General features: G+C 29.3%; 22 protein-coding genes and 3 pseudogenes. 1 reads left to right on the plus strand and 24 read right to left on the minus strand.

Features of this window, described 5'->3' with window-relative positions:
* From IDG66_RS14155 to IDG66_RS06330, 5 genes are all read right to left on the minus strand, one after another.
* The coding region (locus IDG66_RS14155) for a hypothetical protein (RefSeq protein ID WP_241010453.1) at positions 1 to 98 on the minus strand (98 nt) is incomplete at its 3' end.
* Between the two features lie 3 nt (positions 99 to 101).
* A complete protein-coding gene (locus tag IDG66_RS06315) occupies positions 102 to 833 on the minus strand; it encodes an ABC transporter permease (protein WP_000603969.1) in 732 nt (243 codons plus the stop codon).
* Positions 802 to 1,710, minus strand: a complete 909-nt coding sequence (locus IDG66_RS06320; protein WP_000593436.1) for an ABC transporter ATP-binding protein — start codon at positions 1,708 to 1,710, stop codon at positions 802 to 804. Before IDG66_RS06320 ends, IDG66_RS06315 begins: the two co-directional genes overlap by 32 nt.
* Positions 1,711 to 1,884: 174 nt before the next feature.
* Positions 1,885 to 3,366: a cardiolipin synthase gene (gene cls / locus IDG66_RS06325; protein ID WP_001270813.1), complete on the minus strand. Its 1,482-nt coding sequence runs from the start codon at positions 3,364 to 3,366 to the stop codon at positions 1,885 to 1,887.
* Positions 3,367 to 3,422: 56 nt separating this feature from the next.
* The gene (locus IDG66_RS06330) at positions 3,423 to 3,620 is read right to left on the minus strand and encodes a hypothetical protein (RefSeq protein WP_000435068.1); all 198 of its coding nucleotides are present in this window, start codon (positions 3,618 to 3,620) and stop codon (positions 3,423 to 3,425) included.
* A 269-nt stretch (positions 3,621 to 3,889) separates the two neighbouring features.
* Here IDG66_RS06330 and IDG66_RS06335 point away from each other — a divergent pair, with 269 nt between their 5' ends.
* Positions 3,890 to 4,915 (plus strand): threonine aldolase family protein, encoded by a 1,026-nt coding sequence (locus tag IDG66_RS06335; RefSeq protein WP_000622698.1) that lies wholly within the window; start codon positions 3,890 to 3,892, stop codon positions 4,913 to 4,915.
* 560 nt (positions 4,916 to 5,475) lie between these two features.
* Here the strand turns inward: IDG66_RS06335 and IDG66_RS06340 are convergent.
* The 19 genes and pseudogenes from IDG66_RS06340 to hflX all read right to left on the minus strand — a co-directional run bounded on the left by IDG66_RS06340 (position 5,476) and on the right by hflX (position 17,325).
* Positions 5,476 to 5,670 carry a hypothetical protein gene (locus IDG66_RS06340; RefSeq protein ID WP_001217300.1) on the minus strand — a complete coding sequence of 65 codons (195 nt, stop codon included), beginning with the start codon at positions 5,668 to 5,670 and terminating at the stop codon, positions 5,476 to 5,478.
* A gap of 10 nt (positions 5,671 to 5,680) precedes the next feature.
* A pseudogene (locus IDG66_RS06345) lies at positions 5,681 to 6,328 on the minus strand (minor capsid protein); the annotation flags it as partial.
* A 70-nt stretch (positions 6,329 to 6,398) separates the two neighbouring features.
* Positions 6,399 to 6,521 (minus strand): hypothetical protein, encoded by a 123-nt coding sequence (locus IDG66_RS14250; RefSeq protein WP_000027399.1) that lies wholly within the window; start codon positions 6,519 to 6,521, stop codon positions 6,399 to 6,401.
* Positions 6,522 to 6,922: 401 nt separating this feature from the next.
* Positions 6,923 to 7,135 carry a hypothetical protein gene (locus IDG66_RS06355; protein WP_001566611.1) on the minus strand — a complete coding sequence of 71 codons (213 nt, stop codon included), beginning with the start codon at positions 7,133 to 7,135 and terminating at the stop codon, positions 6,923 to 6,925.
* The gene (locus tag IDG66_RS06360; RefSeq protein WP_031835011.1) at positions 7,102 to 7,230 is read right to left on the minus strand and encodes a hypothetical protein; all 129 of its coding nucleotides are present in this window, start codon (positions 7,228 to 7,230) and stop codon (positions 7,102 to 7,104) included. Before IDG66_RS06360 ends, IDG66_RS06355 begins: the two co-directional genes overlap by 34 nt.
* Before the next feature lie 64 nt (positions 7,231 to 7,294).
* Entirely contained in the window at positions 7,295 to 7,417 is a 123-nt protein-coding gene (locus IDG66_RS14255; RefSeq protein WP_000273438.1) for a hypothetical protein, read from the minus strand.
* Positions 7,418 to 7,422: 5 nt separating this feature from the next.
* Positions 7,423 to 7,857, minus strand: coding sequence for a hypothetical protein (locus IDG66_RS14160; protein WP_000910096.1), 435 nt, complete (start codon positions 7,855 to 7,857; stop codon positions 7,423 to 7,425).
* A 195-nt stretch (positions 7,858 to 8,052) separates the two neighbouring features.
* Positions 8,053 to 8,259 (minus strand): annotated as a pseudogene (locus IDG66_RS14165) (minor capsid protein); the annotation flags it as partial.
* Positions 8,260 to 8,331: 72 nt separating this feature from the next.
* Positions 8,332 to 8,583 (minus strand): hypothetical protein, encoded by a 252-nt coding sequence (locus IDG66_RS06370; RefSeq protein ID WP_000956747.1) that lies wholly within the window; start codon positions 8,581 to 8,583, stop codon positions 8,332 to 8,334.
* Between the two features lie 128 nt (positions 8,584 to 8,711).
* Positions 8,712 to 8,816: a hypothetical protein gene (locus IDG66_RS06375; protein ID WP_000477493.1), complete on the minus strand. Its 105-nt coding sequence runs from the start codon at positions 8,814 to 8,816 to the stop codon at positions 8,712 to 8,714.
* Between the two features lie 510 nt (positions 8,817 to 9,326).
* Positions 9,327 to 9,511: pseudogene (locus IDG66_RS06380) on the minus strand (hypothetical protein).
* A gap of 427 nt (positions 9,512 to 9,938) precedes the next feature.
* On the minus strand, positions 9,939 to 10,049 hold the full coding sequence (locus IDG66_RS06385) for a hypothetical protein (protein WP_001788716.1): 111 nt from the start codon (positions 10,047 to 10,049) through the stop codon (positions 9,939 to 9,941).
* Positions 10,050 to 10,749: 700 nt separating this feature from the next.
* Positions 10,750 to 10,956 (minus strand): hypothetical protein, encoded by a 207-nt coding sequence (locus tag IDG66_RS06390; protein ID WP_001002340.1) that lies wholly within the window; start codon positions 10,954 to 10,956, stop codon positions 10,750 to 10,752.
* Between the two features lie 296 nt (positions 10,957 to 11,252).
* Positions 11,253 to 11,471: a helix-turn-helix domain-containing protein gene (locus IDG66_RS06395; protein WP_075111596.1), complete on the minus strand. Its 219-nt coding sequence runs from the start codon at positions 11,469 to 11,471 to the stop codon at positions 11,253 to 11,255.
* 687 nt (positions 11,472 to 12,158) lie between these two features.
* Positions 12,159 to 12,356 (minus strand): helix-turn-helix domain-containing protein, encoded by a 198-nt coding sequence (locus IDG66_RS06400; protein ID WP_001793526.1) that lies wholly within the window; start codon positions 12,354 to 12,356, stop codon positions 12,159 to 12,161.
* Positions 12,357 to 12,858: 502 nt separating this feature from the next.
* A complete protein-coding gene (glnA, locus tag IDG66_RS06405; RefSeq protein WP_001126603.1) occupies positions 12,859 to 14,199 on the minus strand; it encodes a type I glutamate--ammonia ligase in 1,341 nt (446 codons plus the stop codon).
* A gap of 18 nt (positions 14,200 to 14,217) precedes the next feature.
* A complete protein-coding gene (locus tag IDG66_RS06410) occupies positions 14,218 to 14,586 on the minus strand; it encodes a MerR family transcriptional regulator (RefSeq protein ID WP_000624945.1) in 369 nt (122 codons plus the stop codon).
* 243 nt (positions 14,587 to 14,829) lie between these two features.
* Positions 14,830 to 16,068, minus strand: coding sequence for a methionine gamma-lyase family protein (locus IDG66_RS06415; RefSeq protein ID WP_000652052.1), 1,239 nt, complete (start codon positions 16,066 to 16,068; stop codon positions 14,830 to 14,832).
* 18 nt (positions 16,069 to 16,086) lie between these two features.
* Entirely contained in the window at positions 16,087 to 17,325 is a 1,239-nt protein-coding gene (gene hflX, locus IDG66_RS06420) for a GTPase HflX (RefSeq protein WP_000068628.1), read from the minus strand.
* Positions 17,326 to 17,348 lie beyond the last annotated feature (23 nt).

Genomic DNA, 17,348 nt, shown 5'->3' on the forward strand with positions numbered 1-17,348 from the left:
GGACCATATACTTCATTAAAAAATATACCGGCAATAGGAAAAATCAGATAAAGTATAGACGATATTTCAGCAATTGAAGTATCTTTTAAAAATTTCATATTTTATTCCGCCCTTTTAAAATGACTAATACAATATACTGCTAATATACTCCCTAAAGCATACAAGAGTATTATAGCAAATGATATTAAATTGATATGATGATTTGAAGCAATATCTACACCTAGTTTACGCAAATGATAGCTCGGTAAAACATGAGCAACATGTTGAAGCCAATTTGGAAATGTGTTTATCGGAAACCACAATCCACCTAATACTGCTAAACCAATTGTTACGATATTAGCTAAAGCACTTGTTTTTTGAATATCATTTAACAAAGAAAATAATATGCCAAAAGTTATTAATAGAGACGCACCTAACCATAAAAATATTCCTGACTCTAACCATTGAACTGCACTCATTGCAACACCTTTATAAAAATGTCCAACCATAAAAATAACTAATATCGCTATTGCAAATTGCAGCATAGTTTTCACTACTTTTGAAATATAATAACTAGTAAAAGTAAATGGTGTTACCATTAATCTTTGGCGCCATTCATTTTGTTTTTCATTAATAATATCTAATGGAAAAGTTAGTAAACTAAAACTTAACAAACTATAAACCGTCATACTATACATATACTCTTTATAAAATTTAGGTTTAACATCTTCCGGCAATTCCAATATCGAAGTAAATAATATATAGAATATAACAGGAAATAAAATAGATAATATTAATGTTGTTTTTTTACGCATTATAACTTTAAATTCGATTTTCAAGTAACTTAGTATCATAATTAGATCCCCTTTGCTTTTTATTGTTGAAGTATGAATCAACAATTGAGACTTTTTGTATTTCAATATCATCCAAATTAATATGAAGTTGTTGAAGATATAAAATCGTATCATTTACATTTGAAGTAATAATTTTGATAGTGCCATTATGATTTTTTTGAATAACTAAATCATCTTTATCTAGTTTTAACTTTCTTATATATTCATCGGATAACGTAATCTGAGATTGCTGATTGGTTCTAATATGTGACGTTGAATCATTAAGTATTATTTCTCCATTTTCAATGAGAATAATTTTGTCTGACATACGTTCGACTTCTTCAATATAGTGCGATGTATAGAGTATCGTTCGATTATCTTCTTTTAAATTTTCAATAATTGACCAAAAATATTCTCTAATTTCTATATCCATAGTCGATGTTGGTTCATCTAATAAGATCAATTGTGGTTGTCCGATTAAAGATAATACAAAATCGAGTAATCGTTGTTGACCACCAGAAAGTTTATTTACAAATTGGTTCAGTTGACTAGAATCAAATTTCGTCAGTTCTATTATTTCTTCCAATGGTAATGGATTTTCGTAAAATGATTGATATAAGTTGATAATCTCAATAACTTTTAATTGATCTGGAAACATCGTTTTTTGGAACATTATACTGCGATTTTCACTTTGTAATAACTTGTCTTTATCAAATATCTCACCAGAATTAGCATTAACATTACCAATTAATATATCAATTAACGTTGACTTTCCAGCACCATTTTTTCCAATTAAAGCGATACATTTACCTTGTTCAATATCGAACGAAATATTTTTTAGAACACATCTTTTATTAAATGACTTGTTGATATTAGATATTTGAATCAATTTAATCACCTCTATTTTTTCCTTAATTTAATATTAGTAAATTTATTAGATTTAAAATAGAACACTTTGTCATAGATTTGAAATGACAAATGTCATTATTAGGTTCACATAATATATTTATCGTTATTTTAATTTTGGGCAAAATAAAAAGAGCCTCTATAATCGAGACTCCTTACAAATAAATTATAAAATTGGCGAAACTAATTTAGCTAACGATTCTTTAAACTTAACAGACAGCGGTCTATTGGCATATGATTCTTTGGTTAGTTGTTTTGATTTTGTAATATCATGTTCATAAGCCACCCTTAAATCTTTAGCAAGCTTTTCATCATATACAAAAGCATTGACTTCGAAATTCAATTCAAAACTTCTAAAGTCCATATTAGCAGTTCCGACTGAAACCATTTCATCATCTATTAAACACATTTTAGAATGTATAAATCCATTTTCATACGTGTAAATTTTTACGCCACTAGATAGTAAATCTGAAGCATTTGAATATGTCGCCCAATAAACTAAAGGATGATCTGGCTTACATGGAATCATTAGATGAACATCTACCCCTGATTTAGCTGCAATTTTAATGGCATTTATATATGAGTTATCCGGAATGAAATAAGGCGATTGCAAATATACCGACTTCTTAGCGCTCATAATCATTTTTGTATAACCATATTCAATTTGATGCCAGTCACTAGCCGGACCACTTGCAGCTATTTGAATTGGTGAATTGCCCAATGGTCCGTTCTTTTTAGGGAAATACTTAACATCATATTCAAACTGTGGACGGTGCGCTTGCGAATTCCAGTCTAAAATAAATCGCAACTGCAGTGCATCAACCGCATCCCCTTGTATACGTAAATGCGTATCTCTCCAATACCCTAGTTTACCTAATCCTAGATATTCATCACCAATGTTAAATCCTCCGACATAACCTAGTTGACCATCGATTACGATGATTTTTCTATGATTTCTGTTATTCATTCTGAAATTCAATAACGGTAATTTAGAAGCAAAAAATGCTTCAACTTCTCCACCTAACGATTTAAAATGATCAAAATTAGCCATCTTAACTTTCTTTGAACCAACGTCATCATATAAAATTTTCACTTCTAGACCTTGTTTCAATTTCTCTTCTAACGCTTTTAAAATTCTTTGGCCCAAGCCATCTAGAGCGAATGTATAATACTCTAAATGGATGTATTCTTTAGCATTTTTAATATCTTGTAAAACTTGATCATATAAATCATTTCCATCAATGAAATGATCAACTTTATTATTTTCAGTTAAAAAACCATCTTGATCCATCAAAAGCATACGTACTAAATCATGATGTTTTTGAACTTGTTTGTTATCAGTACCATAATTACCTTTATCAAAGCTTTCTATTTGTTGTTTTAAAAGTCCATCGAAATCCGTTAACACCTTACCATTGTTTTTATTCAATTTACGTGCCGAAACGGTTCTACCAAAAAACAAGTAAAGAATAAAACCAATCAATGGTAAGACAAAAAGTACAAATAGCCATGCCCAAGTTGAACTCGCTGTACGTCTATTTCTTTCTAAAAAGATAATAATAAAAGCCAATACTAAATTAATGATGAATCCAATGGCTAAAATAATGGTAAAAAGTGTTCCTAAATCATTTGAAAATGTATATCGCATAGTCTTTTCTCCTATAAAGAAAGGCACAAAAAACATTTTGCACCTTTCACATCATATTATTTATTCACAGATAAAGTTAAAATTGCATTGAATTCTTCTTCATTATTTGGGAATGTTCTTTCTTCTATTTCTTTAATAGTAATATTTACTAATTTTAAATTTGTAGCTTCTTCAGAACTTAAAAAAGCATTAATGTTTTTTTCTAATAACTCTAAAGTCTCAGCTGTAAAAGTTTTAAGTTTAATTTGTTCCATTTAAATCCCCTCTTTTCTCTATTTCCTAAATCATAGAACTTTTAACAGTAAAATTCAATCATTAATATATGTGTTCCAGCATGAAAAGTCGCTATGATTAAAAATTAATTAATTTTCTTAATGTATTGTTTGATGTATAATATATTTATTCAACTTCGCGATAATGCGATACAAACTTTAACAATTCACAATACATTTTAAATATCGAACTAGTTTTGAAATTAGTTTATCTTATTAAAATGCTGATATTAGTTTTAGGGGGAAATGTAGTGATCTCATTTGAAAATGATTATTTAGAAGGTGCTCATGAAAAAGTATTAAAACGATTAGTAGATACAAATCTTGTACAAGCTTCGGGATATGGCTTTGATCAATTCACAGCTCAGGCAATTGAAAAGATTAAAGATACAATTGATTGTCCAAATGCTACTATCCGTTTTTTAGTAGGTGGAACGCAAACCAATCAGGTTGTTATTAATTCAATGTTAGAAAGTTACGAAGGGGTTATTTCAGCAGACACTGGTCATGTTGCTGTGCATGAGGGCGGTGCAATTGAATATAGTGGACATAAAGTAATTACTATACCCTCTAAGGAAGGAAAAGTTAGTGCTTCAGATGTTGAAACTTACATGGAGACATTTAAAAGTGATTTTAAAAAGGACCATATGGTATTCCCAGGAATGGTATATATTTCTCATCCTACAGAATATGGCACATTATACTCTAAATCAGAATTGGAAGAGTTATGCAAAGTATGTAAGCAATATCAGCTTCCATTATTTATGGATGGTGCACGATTAGGGTATGGATTGATGAGTGATCAATCAGATATGACTATTAAAGACATCGCTAAATATTGTGATGTATTTTATATAGGTGGTACGAAGATAGGTGCATTATGCGGAGAAGCAATTGTTTTTACGAAGAATAATGAACCGAAACAATTTACCACTCGAATCAAACATCACGGTGCACTTTTAGCAAAAGGACGGTTAACAGGCATACAATTTTTAGAATTATTTACGGATAATTTATATTTTAATATAAGCAGACATGCTATCGAAATGGCAAATAAGATGAAAGACGGGTTTATAAATAAAGGCTATCGTCTTTACTTTGATTCTCCAACCAATCAACAATTTTTTATTTTAAGTAACGAGAAAATAGCAGAGTTAGAACAAAAAGTTAAATTTGCTGTTTGGGAAAAATACGATGATCAACATCGTGTTGTTAGATTCGCAACCAGCTGGGCGACAACCGAAGAAAATTTAAATAAACTATTAGAATTAATCTAATAATGCTGTTATATTTCGTCTGGCAAATCATTTATTAATTAAGCCAGTTCAGTTGAGTAGTTGTGTTTATTGATTTATATATGAAACTACTCATTTGAAGCCGTTGATGTTATAAAATTACATCATTCCAAAACAAGATACTACAGATTATTGAGTATCTTGTTTTATTTTATATATTTAAAAATGTTAATTTGTGCTGTATTTACTTTAATTTGACGAGATTTGAAAAGTATTATGATGGTTGTAGTTATTTTATGAAAGTGATGTAATATCATTTGAATTACTAAATCTATTTTGGTAGGAATATCGATGTTTAGTTTAAATGGAATGCACTATTTAAGTTTTTAATATGGAGATGTTTGTGACATTTCGATGATTAAGATTTTTATAGGTGTGCATCTTTACAAATAAACTTTGTGTTTAAAATTGAACTTAGGAAATCGATAGGTTTAGATGAAGATTTTGTTGAAGGTATGTGTCTTGTATCCTTAGTTGTTATAAAAGCGCAAAAAATGGCATCACTTTATCTTTATCTGTGTAGAAAGGATGCTATTTAGAAATTATTTTAATAATCTAATACTTTTTATCTCAGTTTCATCAAACGAATAAACAGCAAAATCAGTCTGTATATCTACAACAAGATTTCCTGTTTCACTCTCAAATTCATTTTCATAGTCAGTTACAACCCCTTCGTATTCTTCATTATTCAAAAGCGTGATAATAACATCTTTACGATATGCATCTTCAATTCTCAATACTTTTCACCTACTTATCAATATAAGGTACTATATGAGCACCTGTCTTCGAATAATGCACTTTTCCTTTTCTGGTTTCAATATACACATTATCGATATGTACTTTTCCAATAATTTGATTAAAATTAATAATCTCTTTCATATCAAATAGCTCATCACTTAATATTAGATTGCCTGTTGACATTTTTTCTCTTAACAATTCATTCAATAAATCTATAGAAAGTATTGTATAGCTAGGCAATTTCTTATTATTTAAAATGGCTCTTTTTTTATTTTCATTATATAGATGATGACCTAACATATGTCCATTTTGTTTTTCACAATTTATTTCTATTTTTATTTTACAACTTTCAATCATTTCTTTCATCTGGTTTTTAGCTTTTTCTTGTAATTTAGCTTCTTTTACTTCTACCTGATATTTACCTTCACGCTCTTTAAAGAACTTGTCTCGCCAACTGCCAACATGTGGCACTGTGGTACTTCTACACTAAGGATGCATAGGTGGCGCATTCACACCTGGTATCATATCTTTAACTTTAAATATTTTTCCGTTAAGTGAATGACATAATTTAGATGTTTTACTATCTATTTTGGCAACATATTTATATTCGCCATCTTCACCAAGTTCTTTTAAATATGTTAACTTTTGTGATTCTGCATTTTCAGTAAATAGTTAAAAAAGCGTATAAAAATAGCACCACCTTCTCTTTATCTGTGTAGAAAGGATGCTATTGATATTTAGACTTTGATTGATTAATTTCTTTTTCTAATTCTTCTTTCTTCGATAATTCATCCATATGCTTAAAAAAATCTTCTATAGAAATGTAACCATCTAATTGTTGAATTGACATAATGTATTACTCCTATTTGTCCTTTCGTTTTATATATGTTTTATTATAAAGTTGCTTTAGAATATTATCAACTATCGCTTCATTATTTCTCATAGTTATAGATTGTTTTATATCTTTCATAATTTTATAAACTTGAGACTGATTATATAATGAAGTTTTACTTATATGTTTTACTACACTATAGTTAGTAACAATAGTCGTTGTTTGGATAGATTTATTTCCAATAAACATCTTTAAACCATTCAATGAAAATCCTGATTGTCCAGGATGGTTATGTAACATAACAATTGAATTCGGTTTACTGTTAAATAATAATTCGGTTGCTTGTTACCCTGGCACAAAAGATACACTATCTTGATCGCCATATACTTTTGTAACTTTAGCACCTTTTAATAAATAAGCTACTTCATTTTAGCTAACTTCTCAGCTTCTTGAACCGCATCTTTAATACGTTCATCTGATTTTTTGCGTTCTCTAGCTATACGCTCTTTAATCAATTGTGATACTTCTTCTTGAGAAAATGTTTTCTCATTCTGTTGTGATTGTTCATCACTGTTGTCTAGTTGCTCTTCGTTCTGAGTTACGTCAGTAATATTACTTTCATTTTTCTCCATGAGACATACCTCCGTTTATAGTCTGTCGACTGATATTCCATACTTGCTTTTAAAATGTCATCAGCACGTTTTGGACAATAAAAAATAACCTTCACATTGGAAGGTTAAAAAAGTGTATAAAAATAGCACCACTTTCTCTTTATCTGTGTAGAAAGGATGCTATTTTTCTAATTTTTGTTCTTTATTCTTATTTTCTAATTCTATTGCTTTCTTGTATTCTTTATCCAATAATTCTTGTGACTGTTTATTAGTTATTTCACCATCTAACTGTGCAAAATACATTTTAATCACCTAACTTTATATATTATGTTACCACTATTATATAATCTCTTTAGAATCATATCAATATCCTTATGATTGAATTTTTTTATATTCTTATTTTTATTATATTTTTTAATACAATCAATACAAGTTGATTTGCAATATTCTTTTGTCTTAGTTAAGTACTTTGTTTGACCTTTATTTGTAACAATTGTCAGTGTTTTAATAGAATTATTAAATATAAATAAATACAAGTCTGTAAGAGAAAAACTAGACTGCCCAGGATGGTTATGTAACATAACAATTGAATTCGGTTTACTGTTAAATAACAATTCTGTTGCTTTTTCCCCTGGTGCAAAAGATACACTATCTTGATCACCATATACTTTTGTAACTTTACCATCTTTTAATAAATAAGCTACTTCATTGCTATCATTGTTTTCTTTGGCATCTTTAAGCAAGGCTTTATGTTGTTCTTGTATAAATTGATTTTCTTCTTTGGTATGTGTTGGAATATCAACATATCTGACTTTATCAATTGCTTGATCAGTAATATATATTTTCTTTCCTAATACTTTAGCTTGTTGTAATTCATCTTTGGTTGTGTCATCTTCTACTTGATATTTACCTTCACGCTCTTTAAAGAACTTGTCTCACCAATTGCCAACATGTGGCACTGTGGTACTTCTACACCAAGGATGCATAGGTGGCGCATTCACACCTGGTATCATATCTTTAACTTTAAATACTTTGCCGTTGAGCGAATGACATAGTTTAGACGTTTTACTATCTATTTTGGCAACATATTTATATTCGCCATCTTCACCAAGTTCTTTTAAATATGTTAACTTTTGTGATTCTGCTATTTCAGTAAATAGTTAAAAAAGCATATAAAAATAGCACCACTTTCTCTTTATCTGTCTAGAAAGGATGCATTAATACCATGCTATTTTATAATTTTCGGGAAATTCTTGCTTCTCGATAAAGTCTCTTACTACAGAAAAAGACTTATTACGATATAACATAAAATATTCTTCATTTTCTATTTCAGATAATGAGAAATCTATAACCTCTGCATCTTTTTTATTAAAAGTTACTGAACCTTTACCGTTACTTATATCATCTTCAGGTATATATTCATATATTATAACCTGTTCATCTTCTTTCAATTTTATTAATGTAAGCATTTAATCCACCTTCTTTTTTATAAAAATTGAATAATCGTATTTTTTTGATACAATTTTATGTGCATAATCATAGTTGAAATTATACTTATTCATCAAATAATGTTCAAGCGCCTCATGACGCAGCAGTATTAAATCTTGCTTTTTATTGTTTTTCCTTCTCTTAAACGTTGCCAACTTACTGCGATATTATATTCTGGATAATAACTTAAAATCGAATAATTCACTTTGAACATAACAAATCACTCCTTGTACAGTGGTGAAGCAAGTATTATTATTAAATTGTAGGAGTGAAATTCCCTCCTGACTGATTAACGCTCGAATGTCCATTCAATCTTTATAAAGTAGAGATTTATTAAGATTAACAATTTGGTACATTTGAGCTTTTTTATTTCCTTCACTCTCATCTTCTTAAACTTATATGTTCATTATACAAATATAAAAAGCTATAACAATATAATGGAAATGCCCCTTCGAAGTAGACATTGAAAAAATGAAAACTTTGAAGGGAGCATTTCAAGACGATCCATTCCAATCTTTTTTATCATTTAAAACTTAACACTTATTTTCCCTTATTCGATGCTAATTTCGTGCAATAAATTCTAAATGAAACGACATACTCCTTTTTCACAAATTGGAATCTACTATTTTTGTATTTTAATTATTATAATATCCATTCACCATATGATTTTTATTAATAGTTAAATCAAATAAACATAGCTTGATTAATTTATACATTAGTTAAATTACAAAACTTTATTGGCATATTCATATAATTTTTCTGTTGTATTCAGGGTTAGATTATCTACTTCGCGTTTGCCCTGTCTTAATTGTGAAAGTACGTATTGAGAAACTCCAGTTTTTTAGAAATTTCATATCCTGTTAAATTACTTTCAATTAATTCAATTATTTTTTTCTTGTATTCTGACATTTTTTCATCTCCATATCTGTACCATGTTTTCTGCTTTTTTTCGAAATTCTGTGAACTCAACGTATTTTTTATTTATAAATGATTTTATTATTTTTCTATTTATTAATGGCTATCAACACTTCATAATAGTTAAATTTTATATTTTCAATTTTTGTTTCTACATATTAACGACTTTTCATCATCAATTACTTTGTCAAAGATAAACGATTTGTCTTGTATACTTTACGCCTTTTACTAAACTTCAATGTTTAGTATTCATTGAAGTTTACAACCACTTCTAAAGTTTAACCTTTTATGTATTTTTATTAGATTAGTGTCTTTCAATATTCAAACTACTAATTCCAGTAGTCTATTAAATTTGAGATATTGAGATATCTTTAGACTTTAATTTTTCCGGAGTCATATAGACTTCTCAAATACTATACATTTATTTCATAATTTTGAACCCTAATATTACTAAAATAATTATAAACGTCCCTATTAAAAATTCTATTTTCTCTTTTTTATTTGTTTTTCGCACTTTAATAGTCATCTTCATTTTACTAATGGTGAGAAAGTAATATTTTATTCAAAGAATATGACTTCATATTAAATCAAACCTCACATTCTTATTAGATTGCAAATTCAATAGTCCTACCAGAATTGAAATCAAAACATTCAAACTATTTTATCGTTTTAACTTCCTCGACCATTTTCACCTCCTTATAATCTATATAAATTATGTTTACCACACGATTCTTTACACTCGAAAAATTAATTTTGTTAAGAAACATTTAGCCATGTAACTTTGTAATAAAAACATTTTCAAATAAATGTACCAAAAACTTTCATGAAATAAAGTATACTTTTCAAATCTATTAATTTTAGAATCATAAAACCAAATGCTATATTACAATATAATTATCACAAATCATCATATATGCCAATTACACAATTTAATATAAAAAATTGTCAATGAAAAATTATGTGCATAAACATTATTACAAAATATGTATAGTATAGAATACTGCATTAAAGTTAACTTATTTACTGTGTTCAGCCTTTTATATCATCGCTTAAAGATCATTCAAGATTTAATGGCAATGATAATTTCATAATATGCATTTTTGATTATTTAACCATGTACAATTTCTAAAACTAAGAGATTATCTTATTGAGGTGGACAAAACGTGGACAGACAACCATGAAATCATTAGAAATTTAATTTCTTGTCCACCTAACCTAACAAAATATTTTTGTTAACATTCTGTTTTATTTTCTAATGTTCTTTGATATTCATATAACTTGATTATCGTTTTAAATTTAGCTTCTTTTATTTTAGTTTTACCTACCTTTAAATCAGTAACTGTTTGACGTGGTACACCTGAGTTTTTTGAAATACTATATGGTGTATTGTTAGTTAATAACTTTTCTATTTCACTTATAATAGTTTCAATCTCATTCATTATTAATCACACTCTCTTTCTATTTATAATTATAATAATCCTAATGCAGTAACTACGTTTAGCAATACATTGTTTCTTTGTAGTTGCCAAACTAGTTAATTCATAAACTAATACCTAATAGTATTGGCGTTTTTTATTATATATTGATAAAATTTCTTGTCTTCATATATTCTATATTATTTGATAATTTTTTATTTATATTCACATTAAGCTATCCATATTTAATATATTTTAAAATTAGATGATTTAAAAGGCTCACTCCATGATATTTCAAAAGATATGGTCTTATTTTAATCTTAAATCATTATTTCTAATTGTTTTTGGTAATTATAGAGTTTTTCCGCTGTTTCTAAAGTTAAATTATTCACTTTTCTTTTCCCGCTTCTTAATTCACTTATACCACCATAAGAAACACCAGTGTCTTGATTAATTCTATAATTAGATATTGATTTATCATTTAGTAATTTTTCTATTGTATTATAAATTTCTTTAAACTGGTTCATAATTTTTGTCAAATTGAAAGAATAGTTTATTTTTTTCTAGTTAAATTAATAATAAATAATATTAAAGTTGCAATGTTAAGATAGAGAGTTAATTTTTTCCTTAATTCTCTTGTCATAAATACCACCTCCCTATTTAATGTGGTAAAGGTCTTTTGCCCTTTACCTTTTTAAAAGAACGATTTGATAAAATAAAGTACTTGAATTATTAAGCTCGTCACAGCTATTCGAAATTTAATTTTGCTATTCGTTCTTTTTCTTTAACCATTCTTATCATTTTTTCTCCTTTCCTCTTTATAGTTATTTAACATTCCACAAATTGGGGTAAGTGACATGTTGAACTCCCATATCCACTGGCAAGATTTATAATTTGTAATTCTAAATTATAATAGCCTATATTTTTCAAAATCTCTTTTTTTATGATTAACATCCATCTAAGAGCACCTAAAGGTTTTTATGTAATGTAATAAACATTTCCATTTATACATATACATCTTGTAAAAAAGAAAGAACTCCATATATACTCAAAAGGTATACTGAAGTTCTATATATTATATAAAATTATTATACTATTTTAAAAAACATAAGTAAATCACTAAACATGATTTCTTTCACTTTTAGAAAACTTTTAATACTATAAAAACACCCACTCAGTCACTAGTTTGGGCAGTTATTGTATGCCTATTGAACTCAATGCTTATATTACAATACCTTTTTCGCATATTCATATAAGATCTTTGCATTCTTTAAGCTTAAATTTTCTATTCTTCTTTCCCCACGGCGCATAGCATTAATATTACCGTAACTTATCCCAGTATCTTTATTAATTTGATAACTTGATATCTCTTTGTTTTCTATCAATTTTTTGATTGTATTGAATATTTCATCATAGCAATTCATAAATTAGATGAGGCGAAATTTTTAATTTTTTAGAATATCAATAGTAGTATAACTAAAATGAAAATACCGATCGATAAACAAAAAGATATTTTTTGTTTTGTTTCTCTTTTCATATAGTATTACCCCCTTAATAATGAGTAGTAAGGTCCCTCTTTTCGGCGTCTTACCTTAGAACGTTCTGCAAATGAATTCGATGAGAAGTAATATGATATGGCTATTTTCAAGTAATACTCAACGTTTTCGCGACGTTCTTTTATCGCCTCATCTCATCACCTCCAAATATATTAAAATTCATGTGAACTAAAATATAAAATGGTCTTCCCCAGCTTTAAAAAAATAAATACACAAAACATTTACTTGACCAAAACTTGACCAAAAGTTGCCCAATCGTAACAAAAGGCACATTTTACACCCAAAAAAGTTGCCCAGTTAAATCAAAAAAGAGCTAAAGCAAAACGCTCTAGCCCTTGATATTACTGATTTCCCATCATTGTTTAGCGTATTAATATTGCTTCATGTACTGATCTCTTTCCCATTCAGATACTTGAGTTCTGTAGTAATCCCATTCAATTGATTTTGAATTAATAAATTGATTATAGATATGATTTCCTAAAGCTTTTTTTATAACTTCATTTTCACGCATTGCTTTTAATGCTGTGTAAAGTGTTGAAGGTAAGTCTTGAATGCCTACTGCTTCACGTTCTTCACGATTCATTTCGTAAATATTTTGGTTAACAGGTTCTGGAACTTTTAATTTATTTTTAATACCGTCTAAACCAGCTTCTAAAATTGCAGCTAACGCCATATATGGGTTCGCAGCTGGGTCAACTGAACGTACTTCAATACGAGTTGATAATCCTCTTGAAGATGGTACACGGATTAACGGTGAACGGTTTTTACCGCTCCATGCAATATAACATGGTGCTTCATAACCAGGAACTAAACGTTTGTATGAGTTTACTAATGGGTTACATACCGCTGTAAATCCACGTGCGTTTTTAAGTACACCAGCTGTGAATTGGTAAGCTGTTTCTGTTAAGCCCATTTCAGTATTCGGATCAAAGAATGCATTTTCTTTACCTTTGAATAATGAAACGTTAAAGTGCATACCGCTACCATTCACACCAAATAATGGTTTAGGCATAAATGTTGCGTGTAAATTATGTTTACGTGCGATTGTTTTAACAACCAATTTAAATGTTTGGATATTATCACATGCTGTAACAGCATCTGCATATTTAAAGTCAATTTCATGTTGACCAGGGGCAACTTCATGGTGACTAGCTTCAATATCGAAGCCCATATCCTCTAATTCTAAAACAATATCACGACGACAGTTTTCACCTAAATCTGTAGGTGCTAAATCGAAATATCCACCATCATCATTAAGTTCTAAAGTTGGTTCCCCTTTTTCATCCAACTTAAACAAGAAGAATTCTGGTTCAGGCCCTAGGTTAAAGTCTGTGAAGCCTAAATCTTCCATTTCTTTTAATACACGTTTTAAGTTTGCACGAGGATCCCCTTCAAATGGTGTTCCATCTGTTTTATATACATCACAAATTAAACGTGCAACTTTACCTTGTCCAGCAGTCCATGGGAAGATTACCCAAGTATCTAAATCTGGATGTAAGTACATATCTGATTCTTCGATACGTACGAAACCTTCGATAGAAGAACCGTCAAACATCATTTCGTTATCAAGTACTTTTTCTAATTGGCTTACAGGCACTTCAACATTTTTAATTGTTCCTAAAATATCAGTGAATTGTAATCTTAAATATCTTACATTTTCCTCTTCTGCAAATTTACGAATGTCGTCTTTAGTGAAAGTACGTTTTGGCATTTTAAAATCCTCCAAATTTTATTTAATAAATCGGGATAAATCACCACGATTTATTGGCAAAGTTTCTCCAATAGGCTTTTGCGTGGCATCTACAATCATCTTTTTTCTTATCTCTTGTTCATCTGTTGTTAAATGCTCTTGTGAGTCATAAATGATTTGTTTAATCCCTTTGATATTAAATCCTTTTTCTAATAATGATTTAATTTCTAGTAATCTTTCCAAATCATTGAGTGAGAACAGACGTTTTTGACCTTCTGTTCTTTCAGGTTTGATGAGTTCATGTGTTTCATAGTAACGTATTTGCCTTGGCGTTAAATCCGTTAACTTACTTACTACACTCATAGAGAAGACAGCCATATTTCGTCTGATTGCATCATTCGATATCATTGTTCCTCTCCTCTACTTTTGAACTTGTTAATAACTTATCATAATTTTTTTAGGATTTCAAAAATATGTCAGGTTTTCTGACATAAAGCTCAAAACATTGATATAACTGCAATTTTGACCTTTAAAACGCCATAAAACAATCTACAGCTAAAATATTTTTTCAATTTTTAAAAATAATCTGATAAATCTCCGCAAAAAAATTTCACCCAAAACACATTATCATTTAGGGTGAAATTTAATCTATTATATAAGTCCTTGTTCTTTCAACTGATTAACAGCTCTTGTCACAGCAATTTTAACGTGTTCATATGTTAATCCTCCTTGAACATATGCTTCATAAGGAGGACGAATAGGTCCATCTGCAGATAATTCAATCGATGAACCTTGAATAAACGTACCAGCAGCCATAATAACATCATCTTCGTAACCAGGCATATAACTCGGTTCTGGACTAAAATGTGCATTAATTGGGGATGCGTGTTGAATACTTTGACAAAATGAAATCATTTGTTCTTTCGTTTTAAATTTAACTGTTTGAATTAAATCAGTTCGTTTTTCGTAGTACTTCGGCGTTGTGTTCATATTCATTTTTTCTAAAAATAAACTAGTAAACAATGCCCCTTTAAGACTCTGACTGACAACATGTGGTGCTAAAAAGAAACCTTGATACATTTCAAGCAATGCATTTAATGATGCACCTGCTTCTTTACCAATACCAGGTGCTGTCAATCTATAACCACATCGTTCAATTAAATCTTTTCTACCAGCAATGTATCCACCAATCTTAGCTAAACCACCGCCAGGGTTTTTAATTAATGATCCTGCTATTAAATCGGCACCACATTCTATAGGTTCACGTCTTTCAACAAATTCCCCATAACAGTTATCCACAAATATTAAAATATTAGGATGCACTTCTTTCAACCTAGTAATCACCTGTTCAATTTCATCTAGAGGAATTGAAGGTCTTTGATCATAGCCTTTCGAACGTTGAATCGCTATTACTTTGGTACGCTCAGAAACCCCATCTAACACACTTTCAATATCGATCTTACCTTCTTTAAGTGCAATATCTTTATACGATACACCGTGCTCCATTAAACTTTCAATACCATTTCCGTTTACACCAATGACTTCAAGTAAAGTGTCATATGGACTTCCCGTTATATAAATTAATTCATCACCATGTTTTAATAAACTTTGTAATGCAATAGTAATCGCATGCGTACCTGAAATAATTTGCGGACGAACAATTGCATCTTCTGCTTTAAATGCCTGCGCATATATTTCTTCTAAATGATCACGTCCAAAATCATCATATCCGTATCCTGTTGATCCTTGTAGATCACTTTCGGTTGCTTTGACATGATGAAATGCATTTAATACTTTTTCTTGATTAATATATGCTGTTTCTTCAATTTCTTTAAAATATGGTGCTAACGTTGATTCGACGTCAGCTACTATCTTACTTATATCTTTCATTTGAATTTCGTCCTTTTATTATTTTTTAAATCCTTTTATACGATAAACATTTTCAATTTCATCATATTTAAGTTCAGTCACTAATGTATGTTGTTTTAGAAAATATAATCGATCTGCATTATTCGTCGCAATTGTCTCATCATAATAAGTTAATTGCCTTTTGATTTCATCAATAAATAACGTCTTAACAAGTAATTTATCACCATCATTTTTAGAAGAAACAAAAACATTAGGCAAATCACTTGCTGGACAATTTGATGCATGATCACATAAGTCCTTTTTATTAAAAATAACTATTTGAGAAATATGACTCATATCTAATTGTTTGATTAAATCATTAACTGTGTCATACTGCGTACGGTATTCAGGATGGCTACTATCTACGACATGTACTAATAAATCTGCACCTTTAGCCTCTTCTAAAGTTGATTTAAAAGCTGCAATTAACGTCGTAGGTAGTTTCTGTATAAAACCAACAGTATCTGAAATAATTAAATTAAATCCATCATTTATTTGAATTTGTCGTGTTTTAGGATCTAACGTTGCAAATAATTGATCTTTTTCATATGTCTCTTCATTTGCTAAAACATTAAACCATGATGATTTACCAGCATTTGTATAACCAACTAAAGCTACTTGAAACACCTGATTTTGATTTCTTTTATTTCGATATCTTTCGCGATGTTCTTCTACCGTCCGCAATTGATGTTTAATTTCATTCATACGAGTTCGAATATGTCTGCGATCCATCTCTAACTTCGTTTCACCAGGGCCTCTAGTTCCAATACCGCCACCTAAACGAGAAAGACTTTTACCATGGCCTTGCAATCTAGGTAATAAATAATCAAGTTGTGCTAGCTCTACTTGCAATTTACCTTCTTTACTTCTTGCTCTTAATGCAAATATTTCAAGAATCAACTGAGTTCTATCAATAATTTTTACACCTAAAGCTTCATTTAGTGATTTGGATTGTGCAGTCGTTAATTCATCATTCGTGATGACTACATCAATATCTTTGAACTCAATAAATGCTTGAATTTCTTCCATTTTACCTTTACCAACATAATATTTGCGATCTACACGATCTCTGTTTTGAGTAATTTGACCCAACACTTCAAGTTGGCAAGTCTCTGATAAAGATGATAATTCCTCCATTGTAGACTCAAAATTAAATTGCTTATCATCTTGAGCATGTACACCGACTAAGACAGCTTTTTCTAGTTTATTTTTAGTATCATGAATTTGTTGCTGAGCCATGTTATACATCTCCTTAATAAAAT

It is taken from the genome of Staphylococcus sp. EG-SA-18, from assembly GCF_017151825.1.
Classification (GTDB): Bacteria; Bacillota; Bacilli; order Staphylococcales; family Staphylococcaceae; genus Staphylococcus; species Staphylococcus aureus.

Coding starts and splice junctions, on each gene's coding strand:
- IDG66_RS06315 (WP_000603969.1), bottom strand. CDS start 833: ATGATACTAAGTTACTTGAAAATCGAATTTAAAGTTATAATGCGTAAA.
- cls (WP_001270813.1), bottom strand. CDS start 3,366: ATGCGATATACATTTTCAAATGATTTAGGAACACTTTTTACCATTATT.
- IDG66_RS06330 (WP_000435068.1), bottom strand. CDS start 3,620: ATGGAACAAATTAAACTTAAAACTTTTACAGCTGAGACTTTAGAGTTA.
- IDG66_RS14250 (WP_000027399.1), bottom strand. CDS start 6,521: ATGTCAATTCAACAATTAGATGGTTACATTTCTATAGAAGATTTTTTT.
- IDG66_RS06355 (WP_001566611.1), bottom strand. CDS start 7,135: ATGGAGAAAAATGAAAGTAATATTACTGACGTAACTCAGAACGAAGAG.
- IDG66_RS14255 (WP_000273438.1), bottom strand. CDS start 7,417: ATGTATTTTGCACAGTTAGATGGTGAAATAACTAATAAACAGTCACAA.
- IDG66_RS06370 (WP_000956747.1), bottom strand. CDS start 8,583: ATGCTTACATTAATAAAATTGAAAGAAGATGAACAGGTTATAATATAT.
- IDG66_RS06375 (WP_000477493.1), bottom strand. CDS start 8,816: ATGTTCAAAGTGAATTATTCGATTTTAAGTTATTATCCAGAATATAAT.
- IDG66_RS06385 (WP_001788716.1), bottom strand. CDS start 10,049: ATGAAGATGACTATTAAAGTGCGAAAAACAAATAAAAAAGAGAAAATA.
- IDG66_RS06390 (WP_001002340.1), bottom strand. CDS start 10,956: ATGAATGAGATTGAAACTATTATAAGTGAAATAGAAAAGTTATTAACT.
- IDG66_RS06400 (WP_001793526.1), bottom strand. CDS start 12,356: ATGAATTGCTATGATGAAATATTCAATACAATCAAAAAATTGATAGAA.
- glnA (WP_001126603.1), bottom strand. CDS start 14,199: ATGCCAAAACGTACTTTCACTAAAGACGACATTCGTAAATTTGCAGAA.
- IDG66_RS06410 (WP_000624945.1), bottom strand. CDS start 14,586: ATGATATCGAATGATGCAATCAGACGAAATATGGCTGTCTTCTCTATG.
- IDG66_RS06415 (WP_000652052.1), bottom strand. CDS start 16,068: ATGAAAGATATAAGTAAGATAGTAGCTGACGTCGAATCAACGTTAGCA.
- hflX (WP_000068628.1), bottom strand. CDS start 17,325: ATGGCTCAGCAACAAATTCATGATACTAAAAATAAACTAGAAAAAGCT.